The 17,626-nt window shown below is 37.5% G+C and carries 16 protein-coding genes; 11 read left to right on the top strand and 5 right to left on the bottom strand.

All coding sequences use genetic code 11. The features are described from left to right. Nucleotides 1–15 precede the first annotated feature (15 nt). Entirely contained in the window at nt 16–1,974 is a 1,959-nt protein-coding gene (locus EZ456_RS12020; RefSeq protein ID WP_131530450.1) for a KUP/HAK/KT family potassium transporter, read from the top strand. A gap of 197 nt (nt 1,975–2,171) precedes the next feature. Here EZ456_RS12020 and EZ456_RS12015 read toward each other — a convergent pair whose 3' ends face one another. Both EZ456_RS12015 and EZ456_RS12010 read right to left on the bottom strand, forming a co-directional pair. Next, entirely contained in the window at nt 2,172–2,729 is a 558-nt protein-coding gene (locus EZ456_RS12015; protein ID WP_131530448.1) for a transposase, read from the bottom strand. Nucleotides 2,730–2,735: 6 nt separating this feature from the next. Then, the gene (locus tag EZ456_RS12010) at nt 2,736–4,685 is read right to left on the bottom strand and encodes an amino acid permease (RefSeq protein ID WP_131530446.1); all 1,950 of its coding nucleotides are present in this window, start codon (nt 4,683–4,685) and stop codon (nt 2,736–2,738) included. A 292-nt stretch (nt 4,686–4,977) separates the two neighbouring features. Here EZ456_RS12010 and EZ456_RS12005 point away from each other — a divergent pair, with 292 nt between their 5' ends. Further along, complete coding sequence (locus tag EZ456_RS12005; protein WP_131530444.1) at nt 4,978–6,195, top strand: MFS transporter; 1,218 nt, start codon at nt 4,978–4,980, stop codon at nt 6,193–6,195. Nucleotides 6,196–6,953: 758 nt separating this feature from the next. Here the strand turns inward: EZ456_RS12005 and EZ456_RS12000 are convergent. From EZ456_RS12000 to yihA, 3 genes are all read right to left on the bottom strand, one after another. Continuing rightward, the gene (locus EZ456_RS12000; protein WP_131530442.1) at nt 6,954–8,660 is read right to left on the bottom strand and encodes a M3 family oligoendopeptidase; all 1,707 of its coding nucleotides are present in this window, start codon (nt 8,658–8,660) and stop codon (nt 6,954–6,956) included. A gap of 104 nt (nt 8,661–8,764) precedes the next feature. Then, entirely contained in the window at nt 8,765–9,622 is an 858-nt protein-coding gene (locus tag EZ456_RS11995; RefSeq protein ID WP_131530440.1) for a UbiA-like polyprenyltransferase, read from the bottom strand. 109 nt (nt 9,623–9,731) lie between these two features. Next, entirely contained in the window at nt 9,732–10,355 is a 624-nt protein-coding gene (gene yihA / locus EZ456_RS11990; protein ID WP_131530438.1) for a ribosome biogenesis GTP-binding protein YihA/YsxC, read from the bottom strand. A gap of 174 nt (nt 10,356–10,529) precedes the next feature. Between yihA and ubiE the strand changes: the two genes are divergently transcribed. From ubiE to EZ456_RS11945, 9 genes are all read left to right on the top strand, one after another. Continuing rightward, a complete protein-coding gene (gene ubiE / locus EZ456_RS11985) occupies nt 10,530–11,261 on the top strand; it encodes a bifunctional demethylmenaquinone methyltransferase/2-methoxy-6-polyprenyl-1,4-benzoquinol methylase UbiE (protein ID WP_205945077.1) in 732 nt (243 codons plus the stop codon). Beyond that, entirely contained in the window at nt 11,258–12,055 is a 798-nt protein-coding gene (porT, locus tag EZ456_RS11980) for a type IX secretion/gliding motility protein PorT/SprT (RefSeq protein WP_131530436.1), read from the top strand. The genes ubiE and porT overlap by 4 nt, the downstream gene beginning before the upstream one ends. A gap of 89 nt (nt 12,056–12,144) precedes the next feature. After that, nucleotides 12,145–12,906 (top strand): SDR family oxidoreductase, encoded by a 762-nt coding sequence (locus EZ456_RS11975; protein ID WP_131530434.1) that lies wholly within the window; start codon nt 12,145–12,147, stop codon nt 12,904–12,906. A gap of 86 nt (nt 12,907–12,992) precedes the next feature. Beyond that, on the top strand, nt 12,993–13,439 hold the full coding sequence (locus EZ456_RS11970; RefSeq protein WP_131530432.1) for a GatB/YqeY domain-containing protein: 447 nt from the start codon (nt 12,993–12,995) through the stop codon (nt 13,437–13,439). Nucleotides 13,440–13,622: 183 nt separating this feature from the next. After that, nucleotides 13,623–14,387 (top strand): alpha/beta fold hydrolase, encoded by a 765-nt coding sequence (locus tag EZ456_RS11965; protein ID WP_131530430.1) that lies wholly within the window; start codon nt 13,623–13,625, stop codon nt 14,385–14,387. Further along, the gene (locus tag EZ456_RS11960) at nt 14,388–15,050 is read left to right on the top strand and encodes a CBS domain-containing protein (protein ID WP_131530428.1); all 663 of its coding nucleotides are present in this window, start codon (nt 14,388–14,390) and stop codon (nt 15,048–15,050) included. Nucleotides 15,051–15,059: 9 nt separating this feature from the next. After that, nucleotides 15,060–15,941: an NAD kinase gene (locus EZ456_RS11955; protein WP_131530426.1), complete on the top strand. Its 882-nt coding sequence runs from the start codon at nt 15,060–15,062 to the stop codon at nt 15,939–15,941. 2 nt (nt 15,942–15,943) lie between these two features. After that, a complete protein-coding gene (gene porG / locus EZ456_RS11950; protein ID WP_131530424.1) occupies nt 15,944–16,741 on the top strand; it encodes a type IX secretion system protein PorG in 798 nt (265 codons plus the stop codon). 19 nt (nt 16,742–16,760) lie between these two features. Further along, nucleotides 16,761–17,501 carry an isoprenyl transferase gene (locus tag EZ456_RS11945; protein ID WP_131530422.1) on the top strand — a complete coding sequence of 247 codons (741 nt, stop codon included), beginning with the start codon at nt 16,761–16,763 and terminating at the stop codon, nt 17,499–17,501. The last annotated feature ends 125 nt before the right edge of the window (nt 17,502–17,626 follow it).

The following is a 17,626-nucleotide window of genomic DNA, read 5'->3' as shown; positions in this document are numbered from 1 at the left end:
AAAATAATCAACGAAGTGTCAAATCATAAAAATGTCAACGCGTTAACCGCCGGCGGTGTTCTAATTAGTTTAGGAATTGTGTTCGGTGACATTGGTACATCCCCTTTATATACCTTAAATGCAATTTTTACTACAATTTTAGGGGGAAAGCAAGATATCAATCCAACGAATGTTCTGGGGGTTTTGTCTTGTATCATTTGGACATTAACCTTACAAACCACCATTAAGTATGTTATTATTACCCTAAGAGCTGATAATAAAGGTGAGGGTGGTATTTTCTCTTTATTCTCGCTAGTGCGGAAAAAGGCTAAGTGGCTAGTGGTTCCAGCCGTTGTAGGCGGCTGTGCATTACTTGCAGATGGTATTATTACCCCCAGTATTACTGTAACATCGGCAATTGAGGGGCTTACCAATAAGTTTGAGGTACCGGTTATTCCAATTGTACTAACCATTTTAACCATCTTATTTATTATCCAGCAGTTCGGAACCAATCTGGTAGGAAAGCTATTTGGGCCAGTAATGTTTGTTTGGTTCGCGGTGTTGGGTGTTTTAGGCGTATCTTTTATTATTAAAGATATCAGTATTCTAAAGGCATTTAATCCTTACTATGCTATTCATTTATTAGTTACCAATAAATTAGCGTTTTTAATTCTAGGCGGCGTATTTTTATGTACAACAGGGGCAGAGGCTTTATATTCTGACTTGGGCCACTGCGGTAGAAATAACATTAGAATCAGTTGGATTTTTGTGAAATTAACCCTTATTCTAAACTATTTAGGGCAAGGTGTTTGGATTTTGCAGAACAGTGGAAGTTATGTTCCTGGGGCAAAAATGAATCCATTTTTCCAGATCGTTCCTGATCAGTTTCAAATTCCGATGGTTTTATTGGCTACTATGGCGGCAGTAATTGCCAGTCAGGCTTTAATTAGTGGATCTTTTACCCTAATTGCTGAGGCAGTACGTTTAAACCTTTGGCCTAAAATTAAAATTGTTTACCCTTCTGTTTCTAAAGGTCAGTTATACGTTCCCTCTATTAACTGGATGTTATGGATTGGCTGCTGTGGTATTGTACTGTTGTTCCAAAAGGCAGAGAAAATGGATGCGGCCTATGGTTTATCTATCACCATAGCCATGTTAATGACCACCATTCTGGTTAGTTTTTATTTGAGAAGTAAACGTTTTCCTAAATATTTAGTGGCGATATTCTTTTTTACATACGTAATTATTGAAGGTACATTTTTGATCAGTAATTTAACCAAATTCTTACATGGTGGTTGGGTAACAGTATTAATCGGTTCGTTATTGTTTACGGTGATGTGGAGTTGGTTTGTGGCCCGTAAAATCAAAAACCGCTTTGTTAAATATGTTGAAATTGAGGATTATTATCAGATTTTAACAGAACTAAGCGGGGATGAATCGGTTCCGAAATACTCGTCTCAGCTGGTTTATTTAACCAGTGCAAACTTTAAAACTGAGATCGAATCGAAAATCATCTATTCTATTATTCAAAAGGAACCAAAACGTGCTGATGTGTACTGGTTGGTGCACGTTGATGTAATGGACGAGCCATATACCTTAGATTATAAAGTTGAGTTCCTAATTCCAGGCAAGTTAATCAGGATCGACTTTAGATTAGGTTTCAGGATTGAGCAACGAGTAAATTTGTTATACCGTAAAGTGGTTGAAGAGTTGGTTAAAAATGGAGAAATCGATATTACCAGTCAGTATACTTCGTTAAACAAGCATAAAATTGCAGGCGATTTCAGGTTTGTTCTTTTAGAAAAACATTTATCTAAGTTTACTAAACTGAGTTTTTACGAAAGACAGATTATGGATTATTACTTTATCCTTAAAAAATTAAGTTTATCAGAAGAGCGGAGTTTTGGTTTGGATAGCAGCTATGTTGATGTAGAGAAAGTTCCATTGATTTTCGTTACTCCAGATGATATTGAATTAAATAGGTTGCCGGTTTAATTGATGAGGATCGCAATTTTAATATTAGCAATGGGTTTGTTTATAGCAGGACCAGTAGCTAAACTATACCATCTTGATCATGCCGACAACTATATGTTTGCATCTGGATTAGGGCTAGTAATGATTACTGCCCTGGCCTTTATAAAGAAAAAATAAATCAAATCCTCTTTCTATTAAAGAAAGGGGATTTTTTTGTTTTATAGATGGAATTTATCTTCATTCCATTTGCTAGGATTATTTTTGATGTAATTTGAAATATTTTGGTATGCGCTTTCATCGCCGATAATGTGCTCGTAATAATTCCGCTGCCATAGCTTGCCCATTGTTTTGTTTTGCGATTTAAATAATTGCAGGCACGCGTTGGAAACGATTGATTTATATGCTCCAACAATATCGGGAATCGTCGGGGCGACCCTTGCGGTCGCACTATTTAATTCATCTTCTTCTTGGACGACCGAAAGGGTCGCCCCGACAACAGCAGCAATGTCTAATAAAACAATTATGCCATGCATATGATTCGGCATAATCTGAAAAACATCAAGTTCGAAATTTGAAAATCTATCCGATAAATTTATCCATTCGTTGTAAGCGATAGTTCCAGATTCATTTAAGATCATTTCATTTCCTGAAACTTTTCCAAATCTATGAAGCCTACCTTCACAACAGATTGTGATGAAATATGCACCTGCTTTTCCGTAATCATATCCCTTTAACCTTATCGATCTTCGGTGATGTATTAACGGATTATATTTCATTTTAATTTAACCCTCCAGATTTGCCAATTTACTATGTCTATAACCATAGGCAAAATAAACCACAAGCCCAATTACCAGCCAGATGCCGAAACCGATCCAGTTTGAAATGCCAAGTTCGCACATCATATACAAACAGCTAATCAATCCTAAAACAGGAATTAACGATAAGTTTTTGGTAATGCAATAGTAAGTAATCATCACGCAGATGATCAAGAAAATCCACATCGGTATTTTGTGTTTAAATAAGCCCCAGCCGCTTTCGTATTTCTTTTCTATGGATACTTTTGAGGCTGAAATAAACTGTTCATAACGATCAGCAGGTAAGGCACTCAAATATGATTCTGCGTCCACTTTTTCTGCTAAAATAATTTGTGGAGCCGAATTTTTAACAATTTCCTCCTTAACAACTTTCAGTTCATCGCCACTTAAAGAAGTAACAAAAGTTACCGTTTGGAGTGTTTTAGGAGAATTGAAAAAGAAGGCTTTGGTTTCTTTTCCATATTTTGTGAAGGCAAAAATGATGGTCGCAATTAAAACAATAGGAACAATGAACTTACTGTTTACATAAGGTATTTTGAATTTTCCACGTTGTACATCAGGCCTGTTTTGTAATACTAAAACACCCGCGCAAACCAGTACGAAAGCGAAAAGTGTTCCGATAGAGCAGAGATCGGTAACGATGGTAAGATTCATAAACAATGATGGTACAGCCACTACAAAGCCTACCACAATGGTGGCGAATGAAGGTGTTTTGTATTTCGGATGAATTTTAGAAAAAGATTTTGGTAATAAGCCATCTCTACTCATGCTCATCCAGATGCGTGGTTGACCCATTTGGAAAACCAAAAGTACACTTGCCATGGCAAATACTGCACTTACCGCAATAATGCCACTCATTAATTTTAAGTTAATCTGATCAAAAACGAATGCTAATGGATCGCCAACGGCTAAAGTATCTGATTTAACAATACCTGTTAAAACCAGCGCAATGGCTACGTAAAGGATGGTACAGATAATAATCGCCCACATCATTCCACGTGGTAAATCGCGTTGTGGATTTTTACATTCTTCGGCCGTTGTAGAAATGGCATCGAAACCTATGTAGGCGAAAAATACTGCTGAAACACCTTTTAGAACTCCAGAAACACCGTTCGGAGCAAATGGATCCCAATTTTTGGTGTCTACATAAAATATCCCTACTGCTAATACCAAAAGAATTACTGCAAGTTTAACCACCACCATGGCGTTGCTGGCATTGCGACTTTCTTTCATTCCGCGGTAAATTAACCAGGTAATTAAAATGATAATGCCTAAGGCAGGAATATCTGCAACAAGGTGAAAACTACCGATTTTTGGAGCGGTAAGCCATGCATTATTGGCCAAGGCTGTAGCCGAATCTAAATCTGCAAGGTTTTTGCCAGCGGCCAAAAGCGCTTCCGCGTGTTTATGCCCGTTATAAGCACTTAAGTAATCCATTGTCATCCAATCGGGTACATGGATGCCGTCTATGCCGAGGGGAGGTATTTTGATGGTAGAAAGTAGTCCTGTAAAGTAATCAGACCAGGATATGGCTACCGTAATATTACCGATGGAATATTCCATAATGAGCGACCATCCGATAATCCAGGCAACCAATTCGCCGAAGGCTACATAAGAATAAGTGTAAGCACTACCAGAAACAGGTACCATTGAAGCAAACTCTGCATAAGCAAAGGCCGCAAAACTACAGGCTACTGCTGTAAAAAGAAATAAAAAGATTACCGCTGGGCCACCATCTGCACTTGCTTTGCCAATCGTACTAAAAATTCCTGCTCCAATAATCGCTGCAATTCCAAAAGCTGTTAAATCGCGAACACCGAGTGTTTTATGTAATGTATTTTCATGGTCGCCATAGCCTTTTGCCGCATCTTGTAATATCTTGGAAATAGATTTCTTTCTGAATAGCTTTTCGAACATCTTTTATTTGCTTGTTTCTTCAAACTTATAAAAAGTTTGGTTAAAAACGTTTAAAGCAAGATATAATTTTCAATACACTGCTCGTTGGATGGCAAAATGCCGTCGAAAAGAATGGTATTTATTTAATTAAAGTAAAAAAATGCAATTATTTGGCTTGAATAATCCTTTGTTTGATTCGCATAATTTTAGGCTGAATGAAAAGTTTAATTTTGCTGTCAATAATCAAAAAGATAAGTAAGTGTGCTTAAATATATGTTTGATTGGAATATTTATATGCCATTACAGTACTAATATGAATGCAGATACAGCACAAATAAAATACATTAAAAAACGTCACCAGGGTTTGGCTACTTTACTGGCCTTTGCCTTAATTCCATTATCAGGTTTTGCTACCGATATTTATATCCCTTCATTACCAACAATGGCTGGCGAAATGCAGGTAAGTAATGTGCAAGTTCAACTTACATTAAGTATCTTTTTAATTAGCTATGGTGTTTCGCAACTTTTTATCGGGAGTGTGCTCGATAGCTTTGGTAGGTATAAAATCTGTCTATATGCGTTATTGATTTTCGCAGCAGCAAGTATTGTTATTGCCACAACCCATAACATTTATCTTATTTATTTAATGCGCATTATTCATGGGCTTACTGTAGGGGCAATTGTTGTGGCAAAAAGAGCATACTTTGTCGATCTTTTTGAGGGCGATCAGTTAAAACATTACCTGAGTTTGTTTTCCATCATCTGGTCTACCGGACCAATTGTTGCACCTTTTATTGGCGGTTATCTTCAAACAGTATTTGGCTGGGAATCTAATTTCTATTTTTTGGCTGGTTTTGCATTTGTTTTTGCTGTGCTGGAGTTATTGTTCAGTGGCGAAACATTAAAGCATTTTACCGATTTTCAACTGAAAAAGATAACTGGTATTTATATCGAAATGATTAAAACCACGAGCTTTACATTGGGCATTGTAATGTTGGGTTTAGCCTATTGTATGGTGATGGTTTACAACATGACCGGTCCGTTTATTATTGAGCACCATTTTAATTTTTCTCCGGTTATTGCAGGTTATAGCTCCTTGTTTTTAGGTTTTGCATGGATGGTTGGGGGCTTTATTGGTAAGGCCACCATCAACAGGCCCTTCTTCAAAAGATTAATGATCAACTCGTTGTTTCAGGTGGCGTTTGTAGTGCTGATGATTGCAAGCTTAAATTTTGTTTCTAACCTGTGGTCGTTAATTTTCTTCGCCTTTTTAATCCATGTAGGGGCAGGCTTTACCTTTAATAATTACTTTACTTTCTGTCTGAGCAAATTCCCCAAAAATGCCGGGATTGCAGGTGGATTAACAGGAGGGATTACCTACGTGATTGTCTCTTTTTTGAGTTACGGCATCGTAAATTTGATTCCTGCTAAAGATGAACGTAACCTCAGCTACAGCTATTTGATCATGATTTTAATATCGGTTTTAGTGATGTTTATTATTCTTAGGATTAGAAAGAAGGATGAAGCCTAGGTAGGTTACAGTCACAGAAATTAGAAACAAGATTTTTTTGAAGAGCAGCGTCTGCATTCCATAGGTAGGGTTCAGTCCTGCTGTTTGTTACAATCCTTTTGGGAGAATTTTGGTAAGAACAATTTATCCAATACCCAAAAGGGATTTTCACTTCCATCAGGTCTATTCAGTTGGGTACAGCAGATAAAACATTGGTTTTGATACCGAAAAAATATGAGGTTAGTGACGCTGGCATTCTTACTTAGTTTCCATGCCTTCTGTGTTTTCGTGCTAAAAAAGTGCTTAGCGAGATGCTAAGGTCAATTAATAATTCTCGCTCACGCTGTCGCTCTGAGCGGAGTCGAAGAGCCTTAGCAACATCCGTGTCCCATGATAAAAGAATTAAACTTTAGTCTTAGCGAGACGCTAATACCAGAGTTGGTTTGTATACCTAGTAGTTTAGCGTATATTGTATTGGCATCCTCTGCGATGGGCAACACCAAATCATATAAATTTGGGAAAAAGTCCGTTAAATTTCAATTCTTATATAACTTGGTTCAAAGATCTCTCCATTCCGTTGCACTCCAGTCGAGATGACGACCGATTTTTAAAATCTGTCATTGGTATGGAATCGAAGCGTATTTAAGATGTCCGTGTCTTCTGTGTTTCCGTGGCAAAAAAAGTTCAACAAACATAGATGCCGTGGCAAAATGCCACGGCATCTATGTTATCTCCGTGTGTTGGGAAACCTTTAGCCTTCCACCTTCAAACCTTCTACCTTACCCTAATTTCTCCAGTTCTGCTTTTACAAAGCTTGCCAGTTCTTTCACATATTCCGCGCTGAAATCAAATTTGATTCCCGCAGTTTCATATATTTCGTTCATTGGTTTAGTGTAACCCAAAGCAAGTGCCGCTAAATATTGTTCTAAAGCTTTTTCAGGATTTTCTTTATAATTTTTCCAAACTGCAATGGCACCTAGCTGGGCAATTGCATATTCGATATAATAAAAAGGAACTTCGAATAAATGCAGTTGTTTTTGCCAGCCATTTCCAAATTGTTGTTCTAAATCTGTCCAATCGGCAAAACCAGCACCAAAGCGGTTAAAAATCTGCTTAAAAGTTTCTTCACGGTCAGCTGCCGTATGGTTTGGGTTGGTGTAAATCCAGTGTTGAAACTGATCAATTACGGCAACCCAAGGCAATGTTTTTAAAACATCGGCCAATTGTTCTTTTTTAGCACGGTTTAAATCTTCTTCGTTGTCGAAATAAACATCCCACTTATCCATTGAGATTAATTCCATACTCATCGAGGCCAGTTCAGCCACCTCTGATGGACAGTGTTTAAAGTCGTTTAGCTCCAAATTCGCCGTTAAAAAGGTATGAATCGCATGCCCTCCTTCGTGAACCATTGTGGTTAAATCGCGTAACGAATTTGCCGAATTCATGAATATAAATGGTGCTCCTGTTTCGGCTAAAGGATAATTGTAACCACCCGGTGCTTTACCTTTTCTACTCTCCACATCAAAAAGGTTATTGGCTTTCATTGTTGCCAGTTTTGAGCCTAATTTTTCATCAATAGCATTAAAACAGGCAATACTTTTATCAATCAGTTCTTCGCCATTGTTAAAAGGTTTTAAAGCTGGTTTGCCACTTATACTCACTTCTAAATCCCAGGGCTTTAACACTTCTAGCCCTAAAGCTTCGCGGCGTTTTTCGGCCTGCTCTTTTAAAATCGGTACGATCTCTTTTTCAATGGCATTGGCGAAATCATAACAATCCTGCGGCGTATAATCGAAACGGCCCAAAGCCTGGAACATGTAATCGCGATAATTTTCAAAACCCGCATTTAAGGCAACCTGATTACGCAGTTTAATCAACTCATCAAACAAGATGTTTAAGTCATCTTTATCAATTAAGCGGCGTTGCTGGATCGTTTTCCATGCATTTTCGCGTACCTCGCGGTTTAAATCTTTGATGAAGATCGAGGCTTGCTCCAAAGTATATTCCTGGCCATTAAGCTCAACACTCATGGCGCCTGTAGTGCTTTGGTATTTTTGTTGTTTCACCTGTAATTCGGTAAACAGCTCAATATTTTCATCGCGGTAAAGCTCTAATGCTTTTTTAATCGCACGGCTGTAAACGAAATATTTTTCTTTGTCCAAATCCTCCATAAACGGACTCTCTACAAATTTTTTATTCAATTCGTTAGCCAGCGGAGAAATTTTTGGCTCTATTTCAGTCGCAAAATATTGGAAATTTTTAACCAATTCTTCGTTCGCGGTATCACAGCTCATTCTGATGTATCTCCAGGCAAAATCTTCTTCTAAAGCAGCTTCTAGCTCTGAACGGTCTTTTAACCACTGTTCTAACTCAGCGGTGCTGGTTATTTCGCGGTTTTCCAGTTCGGTAAAAAGTGGTTCTAAATTTTCCCAGGTAATGCTCAATTCCTGTGGGATATATGTTCTATGTTTCTTAGTTATAATCATAATATTTAATTATTGAATGAGAGAATGATCGAATTAGAGAATGTTGGAATGAAAGAATGAAAGAATGTTTACCACTCACTCATTCAAAACTCACTCACTCATTTTTATTTATGTCTCAAATACGCATCTATTAAAAAGCATATTGCAAATACTACCGATGCATAACCATTTAAGGTTTGAAATGCCCTGTTTACTTTGCTAATATCATTTGGTTTTACCAGTAAGTGCTGATAAATCAACATCGAACAGAAAAACACAATACCTACGTAATAAACCCAACTAAAGGATGTAAAAAACACAGGCAAAATAACACAGGTGGCAGAGAGTATATGCAAAAGTACCGAAACATTCAAAGCATTTTTAATGCCAAGTGCCGAGGGGATCGAATGTAATTTTTCTTCACGGTCAAATTCTTCATCCTGCAGGGCGTAAATAATGTCGAATCCACTCACCCAAAACAATACCGTTAAGGAGTATAGTACAGGAACCAGTGCGAAATGTCCGGTTACAGCAATGTAAGCGCCAATAGGAGCAAGCGATAGGCCTAAGCCCAATACCAAATGACAAAGTGCGGTGAAACGCTTGGTATAGCTATAAAATAAAACCACAAATAAAGCCACTGGCGATAAATAGAAACAAAGCGGGTTAATGAAGTAGGTAGTAATGGCGAAAAGAACACAATTGGCGATAACAAAAATCAACGCCTCATTTGCAGAAACTTTACCAGCAGGGATATCGCGCATTTTGGTGCGTGGATTCTTTGCATCAATATTTCTGTCCAAATAGCGGTTAAACGCCATGGCCGAGTTTCTTGCAAAAACCATGCAGAGCAAAACTAAAATCAGTTTATACCAGGAAAATGGGTTTTCTGTTGTGGTTACGCCCAAAAAGAAACCAATCAGGGCAAATGGTAGCGCAAAAACAGAATGGGCGAATAATACGAGTGAAAAGTATTTTTTCATTTTTTTTAGAACTGATTAATTTCCTGTAGGGTATGATTACACAGATTATTTGATTACACAGATTTTTTAAAGTTAAACTGAAAATTGTGCACTGCGAACTGAAAATTGGTTAAAACTTCTTATAATCTGTAGGAACAACAAAATCTTTATTCACCTCATAAATGAAATTCAGTACTTCTTCTTTTCCGGTTCCTTTTTCAGCAGAAGAAATAAAGGTGGCAGGAATCTCTTCGAAAAACTCGCCTAATTTTTTCTTAAAGGCGGCTACATTTTTCTGGGTGGTTGTCATGCCCTGTTTATCAGCCTTGGTAAAAATTAACGAAAACGGTATCTGTTTTTCGCCTAACCAATAGCAAAATTCAATATCAATTCCCTGTGGCTCTAAACGGCTGTCTATCAAAACAAAAACACATTGTAAACTTTCTCTTTTGGTTATATAGGCACGGATAAATTTCTCCCATTTCTCTCTGCTGGTTTTAGAAACCTTGGCATAACCATAACCCGGTAAATCGACAATGTACCATTTCTCGTTAATCAAAAAGTGATTAATTAACTGCGTTTTTCCCGGACGTTGAGAGGTTTTGGCCAATCCATGTTGATTAACCAACATATTGATTAATGAAGATTTACCCACGTTAGAGCGACCAATAAATGCATATTCGGGCATAGTTGGTACGGGTAGTGCCGAAATCTGGGTGTTGCTGCAAACAAATGTTGCCGTTTTGATAATCATGGTGCAAAGGTAGGGTTTTGAGTCCGAAGTCCGAAGTCCGAAGTCGGAAGTCTGAAGTCCAATTTGATAATTTTTTTTAAATCTGATTTTTGACATTACACTGAATACTTTGCGTCAAAGACTTCGGACTGTCGACTAAAGACTCCCGACTTTTCTCTATCTTTGCCCCATATCATGAATCAGAATATCACCCCATACCAAGTAGAAGATGCAACTAAAAAAGAGCAAGTTGCAACCATGTTTAACAACATTTCTGGCACTTACGATTTTTTAAACCATTTTCTTTCTTTAGGCATTGATGTATTATGGCGCAAGAAAGCCATTAAGGAACTGGTTTCCATCCACCCGAGAACTTTGCTTGATGTAGCTACAGGAACTGGCGATTTTGCTTTTGAAGCCATTAAAAAGCTTCATCCCGAAAAGGTAATTGGCGTTGATATTTCTGAAGGAATGTTAGAAGTAGCCAAGAAGAAAATTAACGAGCGTAGTTTAAACGAAGTTTTTAATGTTCAGATAGGCGATTCTGAAGGCCTGCACTTCGAAAATGATACTTTTGATGCGATTACCTGCGCTTATGGTGTGCGCAACTTCGAGAATCTCGAAAAAGGATTAACTGATATGTACCGGGTATTAAAGCCCAATGGGAAAATGGTGATATTGGAATTTTCAAAACCAAAGGTTTTCCCGGTAAAACAACTGTACAGTTTTTATTTTAAACAGGTAACACCTTTCTTTGGAAAACTATTTTCTAAAGACCACAGAGCCTATACCTATTTGCCAGAGTCGGTAGCTGCTTTTCCTGATGGAGAAGATTTTACCAGCCTGATGGAAAAAGTTGGCTTTAAAAGTACCAAACAAAGAATTTTAACGTTTGGAATAAGTTCGATATATGTAGGAACCAAATGATCAGAAAATTAAGCCTCATTCTTTCACTTTTTATTGTTTCTACAACCGCCTTTGCCCAAAACTGGGGTGGTGGAATAGATGATGAAGATTGGAGTTTTGGTTTTAATTTTCAGTATATCTCAGCCGAATACAAAATCCTTAAAAAGCAAAATTGGCGATCGCCTTTTTATGAGGTGCCAAATTCGCTAGATCCTTCTTACGATCCAAATTCGGGCATTCCGGTTACCTCAACATTAAATTCTATTTCTAGCCCACCATCTCAAGGTTTTGGATTAGGTTTTGTCATGAATAGAATGATCTCTGATAACTTCGATATCAGAGCAACACCCTCCCTTATTTTTAGCGATAGGGTAGTAACTTACGAGTACGAACCTATGGCGCCGATTAACTTGGGCAATGGGCAAACGAAAAACTTTCAAACCGTGGTAGAAAGAAAAGTTCAGGCTACCATGTTCGAATTTCCATTAGGCCTAAAGGTGAAGTCGAACCGGATGAACAATTTTAGGGCATATTGGTTAGGCGGTGCTAAATATTCGATAGATATAGCCTCGAAAAAGAAAACCTTCGATGAAGGTGAAACAGCCGTAAACAAGTTGTTAAAAAACCAAAGAAACTATCTGTCGTACGAAACAGGTATTGGTTTCGATATTTATTTCGAGTATTTTAAAATGTCGCCCGAAATAAAACTCTCGTATTCAACCAGCGATTTACTTCAGCACGACAATACTGTTTACGCCAATCCGATAGATAAGTTGAAATTACGTCAATTAACATTCAGTTTAATTTTTCAATAGTCCTGCAATCCAAAAAAACTTACCTTTGTTGGTGTAGGTAAATCAAAGATGGTATCTTAAAGGATTACCGAGACTTAAAATTCATAAAAATGTCTAAAATCGCATTAATTACAGGCGCAACTTCTGGTATTGGCGAAGCTTGCGCACATACATTTGCCCAGCAAGGTTACAATCTGGTATTATTGGCCCGCAGAGAAGATAGGTTGGCTAAAATTGCCCATCATTTAGAAGATAAATATGCCATTACCATCAAACAGGTTTTTGCCGATGTTCGCGATAAAGAAAGTCTTACCGCCGCTTTAGAAGTTTTACCTGCCGAATGGAAAAAGGTTGATGTTTTAATTAACAATGCAGGCTTGAGCCAGGGTCTAGATCCAATCGATAAAGGCGATACAAACGATTGGGATAACATGATCGATACCAATGTAAAAGGTTTGCTTTATGTAACTAAAATTGTTTCCAATTGGATGATCCCAAATCACTCCGGACATATTATTAACATCGGTTCTATTGCCGGAAAAGAAGTTTATCCAAACGGAAACGTATATTGTGCAAGTAAACATGCTGTAGATGCTTTGAGCAAGGGCATGCGTATCGATCTGCTTCCACATGGAATTAAAGTTACCGAAATTAACCCTGGGATGGTAGAAACCGAATTTTCGGTGGTGCGCTTTAAAGGCGATGAAGATCGGGCGAAAAAGGTATACGAAAACTTTGAGCCCTTAATTGCCGATGATATTGCCGATGCCATTTGGTATGTAGTAAGCAGACCAAAACATGTTAACATTAACGATATGCTGATTATGCCTACTGCGCAGGCTACAGCAACGATTATAAATAGAACCCCCTAGCCCCCCCTGAAGGGAAAGGGAATAACAATATATTTTTTTATTTTAAACTAATGAAAGGAAAGCCCCTTTAGGGGTTTGGGTTAAAAATGATATCAAACATAATAGATCAGGAAATAAAAAAAGCCATGTTGGCTAAAAACACCGCACAGTTAAGAGGTTTAAGAGCAATAAAGGCCGCTTTACTTTTAGCTAAAACAGAGAAAGGATCTTCAGAAGAGATTACTGAAGAAACTGAGCTTAAGATTCTTCAGAAACTCATTAAACAACGCCGCGAATCTGCTGATATTTACAAGCAACAAAATCGCGAAGATTTGTATCAGGTAGAAGAAGAAGAAATTGAAGTGATTAATCAATTTTTGCCAAAACAGTTAGATAGGGCAGAGGTTGCTGCAATTATTGAGACTGTAATCAAACAATCTGGTGCTACATCGGTTAAGGATATGGGGAAGGTAATGGGGATGGCAAATGCAGCACTTGCAGGTAAAGCTGATGGTAAATTAATTGCTGAAATTGTTAAAGAAAAACTAGCTTAATTTAAAGCTAAAAGCAGAAAGACTAAAGCTTAAAGTGCATTTATCACTAGTCTCTAGTCGCTTACCGCTTTACAAAGGGTGTTTTTATACCGTTTTCGATTTTATTTCAGAAAAATGGCATATAAATGCATAAATTTAATTTTACTCTACTAACTTAGTAGCACAGTACCATCTAGAATATATATGACTTACCCGATAATAGAAGAAGACGGATTTAAATACATCGAAGCTGGAACAGGCGAGACACTGGTATTGCTACATGGCCTAATGGGCGAACTAAGCAATTGGGAACTGGTTATCGAACAGTTTAAAGATCGCTATCGTGTAATTATTCCAATTTTACCAATTTACGATTTGCCTATTTTAACATTGGGTGTAAAAGCATTATCGAGATATCTTCATCGCTTTTTAAAATATAAAAATTTAAACCAGGTGGTGCTTGTTGGTAATTCGCTTGGTGGCCACGTAGGTTTAGTATTTACGGTTGCTCATCAGGAGTTTGTTAAAGCCCTGGTATTAACGGGTAGCTCTGGTTTATACGAAAATGCGTTTGGAGGATCTTTCCCACGTAGAGAGAGCTACGATTACATTAAAGAAAAGGTAGAATTTACTTTTTACGATCCTGCAACGGCAACCAAAGAACTGGTCGATGATGTTTTTAAAACGGTTAACGATAGATCAAGGGTTATTAGGATTTTAACCATGGCAAAGTCGGCAATCCGCCACAACATGTCTAAAGAATTGTCGAAAATTACCATACCCGTTTCTTTAATATGGGGTAAAAACGATAAGGTTACTCCACCAGAAGTGGCACAAGAATTTCATCAATTATTACCAAATTCGGAATTAAATTGGGTTGAGAAATGCGGACATGCACCAATGATGGAGCATCCTGCAGTATTTAATGCTTATTTAGAGAAATTTTTAGATAGAATATTGTTAAAATAAATGTTTGCAGCAGAAATCATATCAGATGCAATTCCATCACTAAGGGCCGATGACACGGTGCAGAAAGCTTTAGATCGTATGAACGATTTTAAACTAAAGCATTTGCCAGTCGTTAACGAGGTAACTTTATTGGGTTTGGTTTCTGAAGATGATTTATTAAATATTGATAATCACGATACACTTTTAAACGATAGTGCGGTAAACATGCTTAATGTTTTTGTGTTGAGTAATGTACATGCTTATGATGTAATCAGGTTATTGAGTCAGCTAAAATTGACAGCTGTTCCGGTTTTAGATCAACAGAAAAATTATGTTGGTTTAATTTCGATTAATAACATGGTAAATGCCGTGGCCGAACAGTATGCAGTAAATGAACCTGGCGGAATTATCGTTTTGGAGATTAGTAACCGCGATAATTCGCTAGCACATATTGCACAGATTGTTGAAGCCGATAATGCGCAGGTGCTCTCTTCTTACGTGAATTCTTTTGAAGATTCTACGCGTTTAGAAGTAACGCTCAAAGTAAACAAAACAGAAATTACTTCATTGGTAGCCTCTTTCGAAAGATATGATTATCTGGTTAAAGAGGTATACAATAACACCCAGATTGATGATGGATCGCAGGAGCGTTACGATTCTTTCATGAACTATTTAAATGTATAAACCTACTTTATGAGGATTGCAATTTACGGCAGAGATTTTAATGATACGGTTTTGCCCTATGTACAAGAGGTTTTTAATCATTTAGCCGAACACCATATCCAGCCGGTTTTATATTCTAAATTTAAAACATCGCTTCATGGTAAAATTAAATTACCAGCAAATACGGTTATTTTTCATAATCATACCGAATTAAAGGATCTTGCCGATGTATTATTGAGTTTAGGCGGAGATGGTACCTTACTCGATACCTTATCGCTAATCCGCAATTCGGGCATACCTGTTATTGGGATCAATTTTGGCCGCTTGGGTTTCTTAGCCAGTATCAATAAAAACGAAATCGGATCGGCACTCAATGCCTTAATCCATAAAGAATATACCTTAGATTCCCGTTCACTTTTAACCTTAGAATCTGATAATGGTTTATTTGGTGAGGAAAATTTTGCACTGAATGATATTACCATTCACCGTCGCGATAATTCGGCTATGATGATTATCCATGCTTCAATGAACGATGAGTTTATCAACTCTTATTGGGCCGATGGATTAATTATTGCTACGCCAACAGGCTCAACAGCTTACTCGTTAAGCTGCGGTGGCCCCATTATTTATCCCGATTCTGAAAATTTTGTAATTACACCTATTGCGCCACATAACCTAAACGTTAGGCCGGTAATTTTGCCCGACGACAATAAGCTCTCTTTTGAGGTAGAAGCCAGGGAATCTAAATTTTTGGTTTCGTGCGATAGCCGAACCGTCACCGTAGAACGTTCAGTAAAAATTAGCATAAAAAAGGCAGATTTTTGCGTAAATCTTATCCGCCTTAACAATGAAACCTATTTAAACACGTTAAGGAATAAATTATTATGGGGCATCGATACCCGTAACTACTAAGTATGACGCCAAAAAAAACGCTGTTAATCCTCCTCTTTTTTATCTTTAGCGGACAAATTGTTCTTGCGCAAGAAGGTACATGGGAAGTTGGGCTCATGGGTGGAGGAGCAGGCTACATGGGCGATCTCAATCAGAACAATCCTTTACAGATCAGCGGTTTTTCGGGTGGTGCATATGTAAAACGGAACTTTAATCAATATGTGGGCGTTCGCTTAAATTATACTTACGGACAGATAAAGGCAGATGATGCCAACTCCAATAATGAACAATTCCGCGAAAGAAACCTGCGTTTTAAAACAGCACTAAATGAATTTAGCGGATTAATAGATTTTAATTTTTTCAATTTTAATCTTGGTGGAGGAAACAGGCAATTTACGCCATATATTTTTGTTGGGGCTGGTTTGGTGGTTTTTAAACCAACTGTAAAAGTTAACGGTGATAAATACCGGTTAGACCGATTAGCAACCGAAGGCCAGGAAAATGGATATAATAATGCTGTTTTAACTATTCCATATGGGGTAGGCCTAAGGTATAATTACAAAGATACCTGGAGCGTTTTTACCGAATTGGGTTACAGAACACCCTCTACTGATTATATTGATGATGTGAGCGGTCGTTATCCGGCTAATCCAGTAATTGTAGGCAATGGCCAATATCAGGTCAATTTATCAGACCCTTCTCTCAACCAAATAGGACAAACTGGTACCCAAAGAGGCGATTTTCGAAAAAGGGACACTTATCTATTTGTTAGTGTTGGCATATCTTTTACCTTTGTATCCTCAAAATGCTATTCCTTTTAAGCTGATTTTGACATAATTAATGGGATTTAAAGAACAAATAGACTATAGCCGCCTGCCAAAGCACATTGCCGTAATCATGGATGGTAATGGAAGATGGGCAAAAGGCCAGGGTAAAGTGCGGGTTTTCGGACATGAACAAGGTGTACTTTCTGTAAAAGACATTGTAGAAGGTTGTGTTGAGGTGGGTATTGAGTACCTTACTTTATATGCTTTTTCTACAGAAAATTGGAACAGACCAAAAGAAGAGGTAGATGCTTTGATGCAGATTCTGATTTCTACCATCAACAAAGAAACCGAAACACTTAATAAAAACAATATTAAGCTGAATGCCATTGGCAATATTGCATCTTTACCTCAAGAGTGTATTGATGATTTAAAAGAAGCGATGGACAAAACGGCTCATAACGAAAAATGTACTTTAACGCTAGCGTTAAGTTATAGCGCGAAATGGGAAATTTTGGAAGCCGCCAAAAAAATTGCATCAGCTGTAAAAGACAATACCATTTCTTTGGATGATATAAACGAAGACCTGTTTTCATCAAAACTAACAACCGTAAATATACCAGATCCTGAACTCATGATCAGGACAAGTGGCGAACATCGTATTAGTAATTATCTGCTTTGGCAGATGGCTTATACCGAGTTTTATTTTACTGATGTTTTATGGCCGGATTTCAGACGTGAAGATCTTTTCGAGGCTATTGTAGACTATCAAAAACGCGAACGCCGTTTTGGTAAAATTAGTGAACAACTAAACTAATTTTTCTTTTAACACTTTTTAACAAGCGTTTAAACTAACTTAGCACCACTTTTATACGATAAATGAAACCATAATAAGGGAACAACATAAAGAAATTTTGCTTTATAAAATAACGTTACCTTTTG

It is taken from the genome of Pedobacter psychrodurus, assembly GCF_004331735.1.
Taxonomy (GTDB): domain Bacteria; phylum Bacteroidota; class Bacteroidia; order Sphingobacteriales; family Sphingobacteriaceae; genus Pedobacter; species Pedobacter psychrodurus.
The sequence above is the reverse complement of the archived record's forward strand: the minus strand, read 5'-3'. Positions and strand labels throughout refer to the sequence as shown.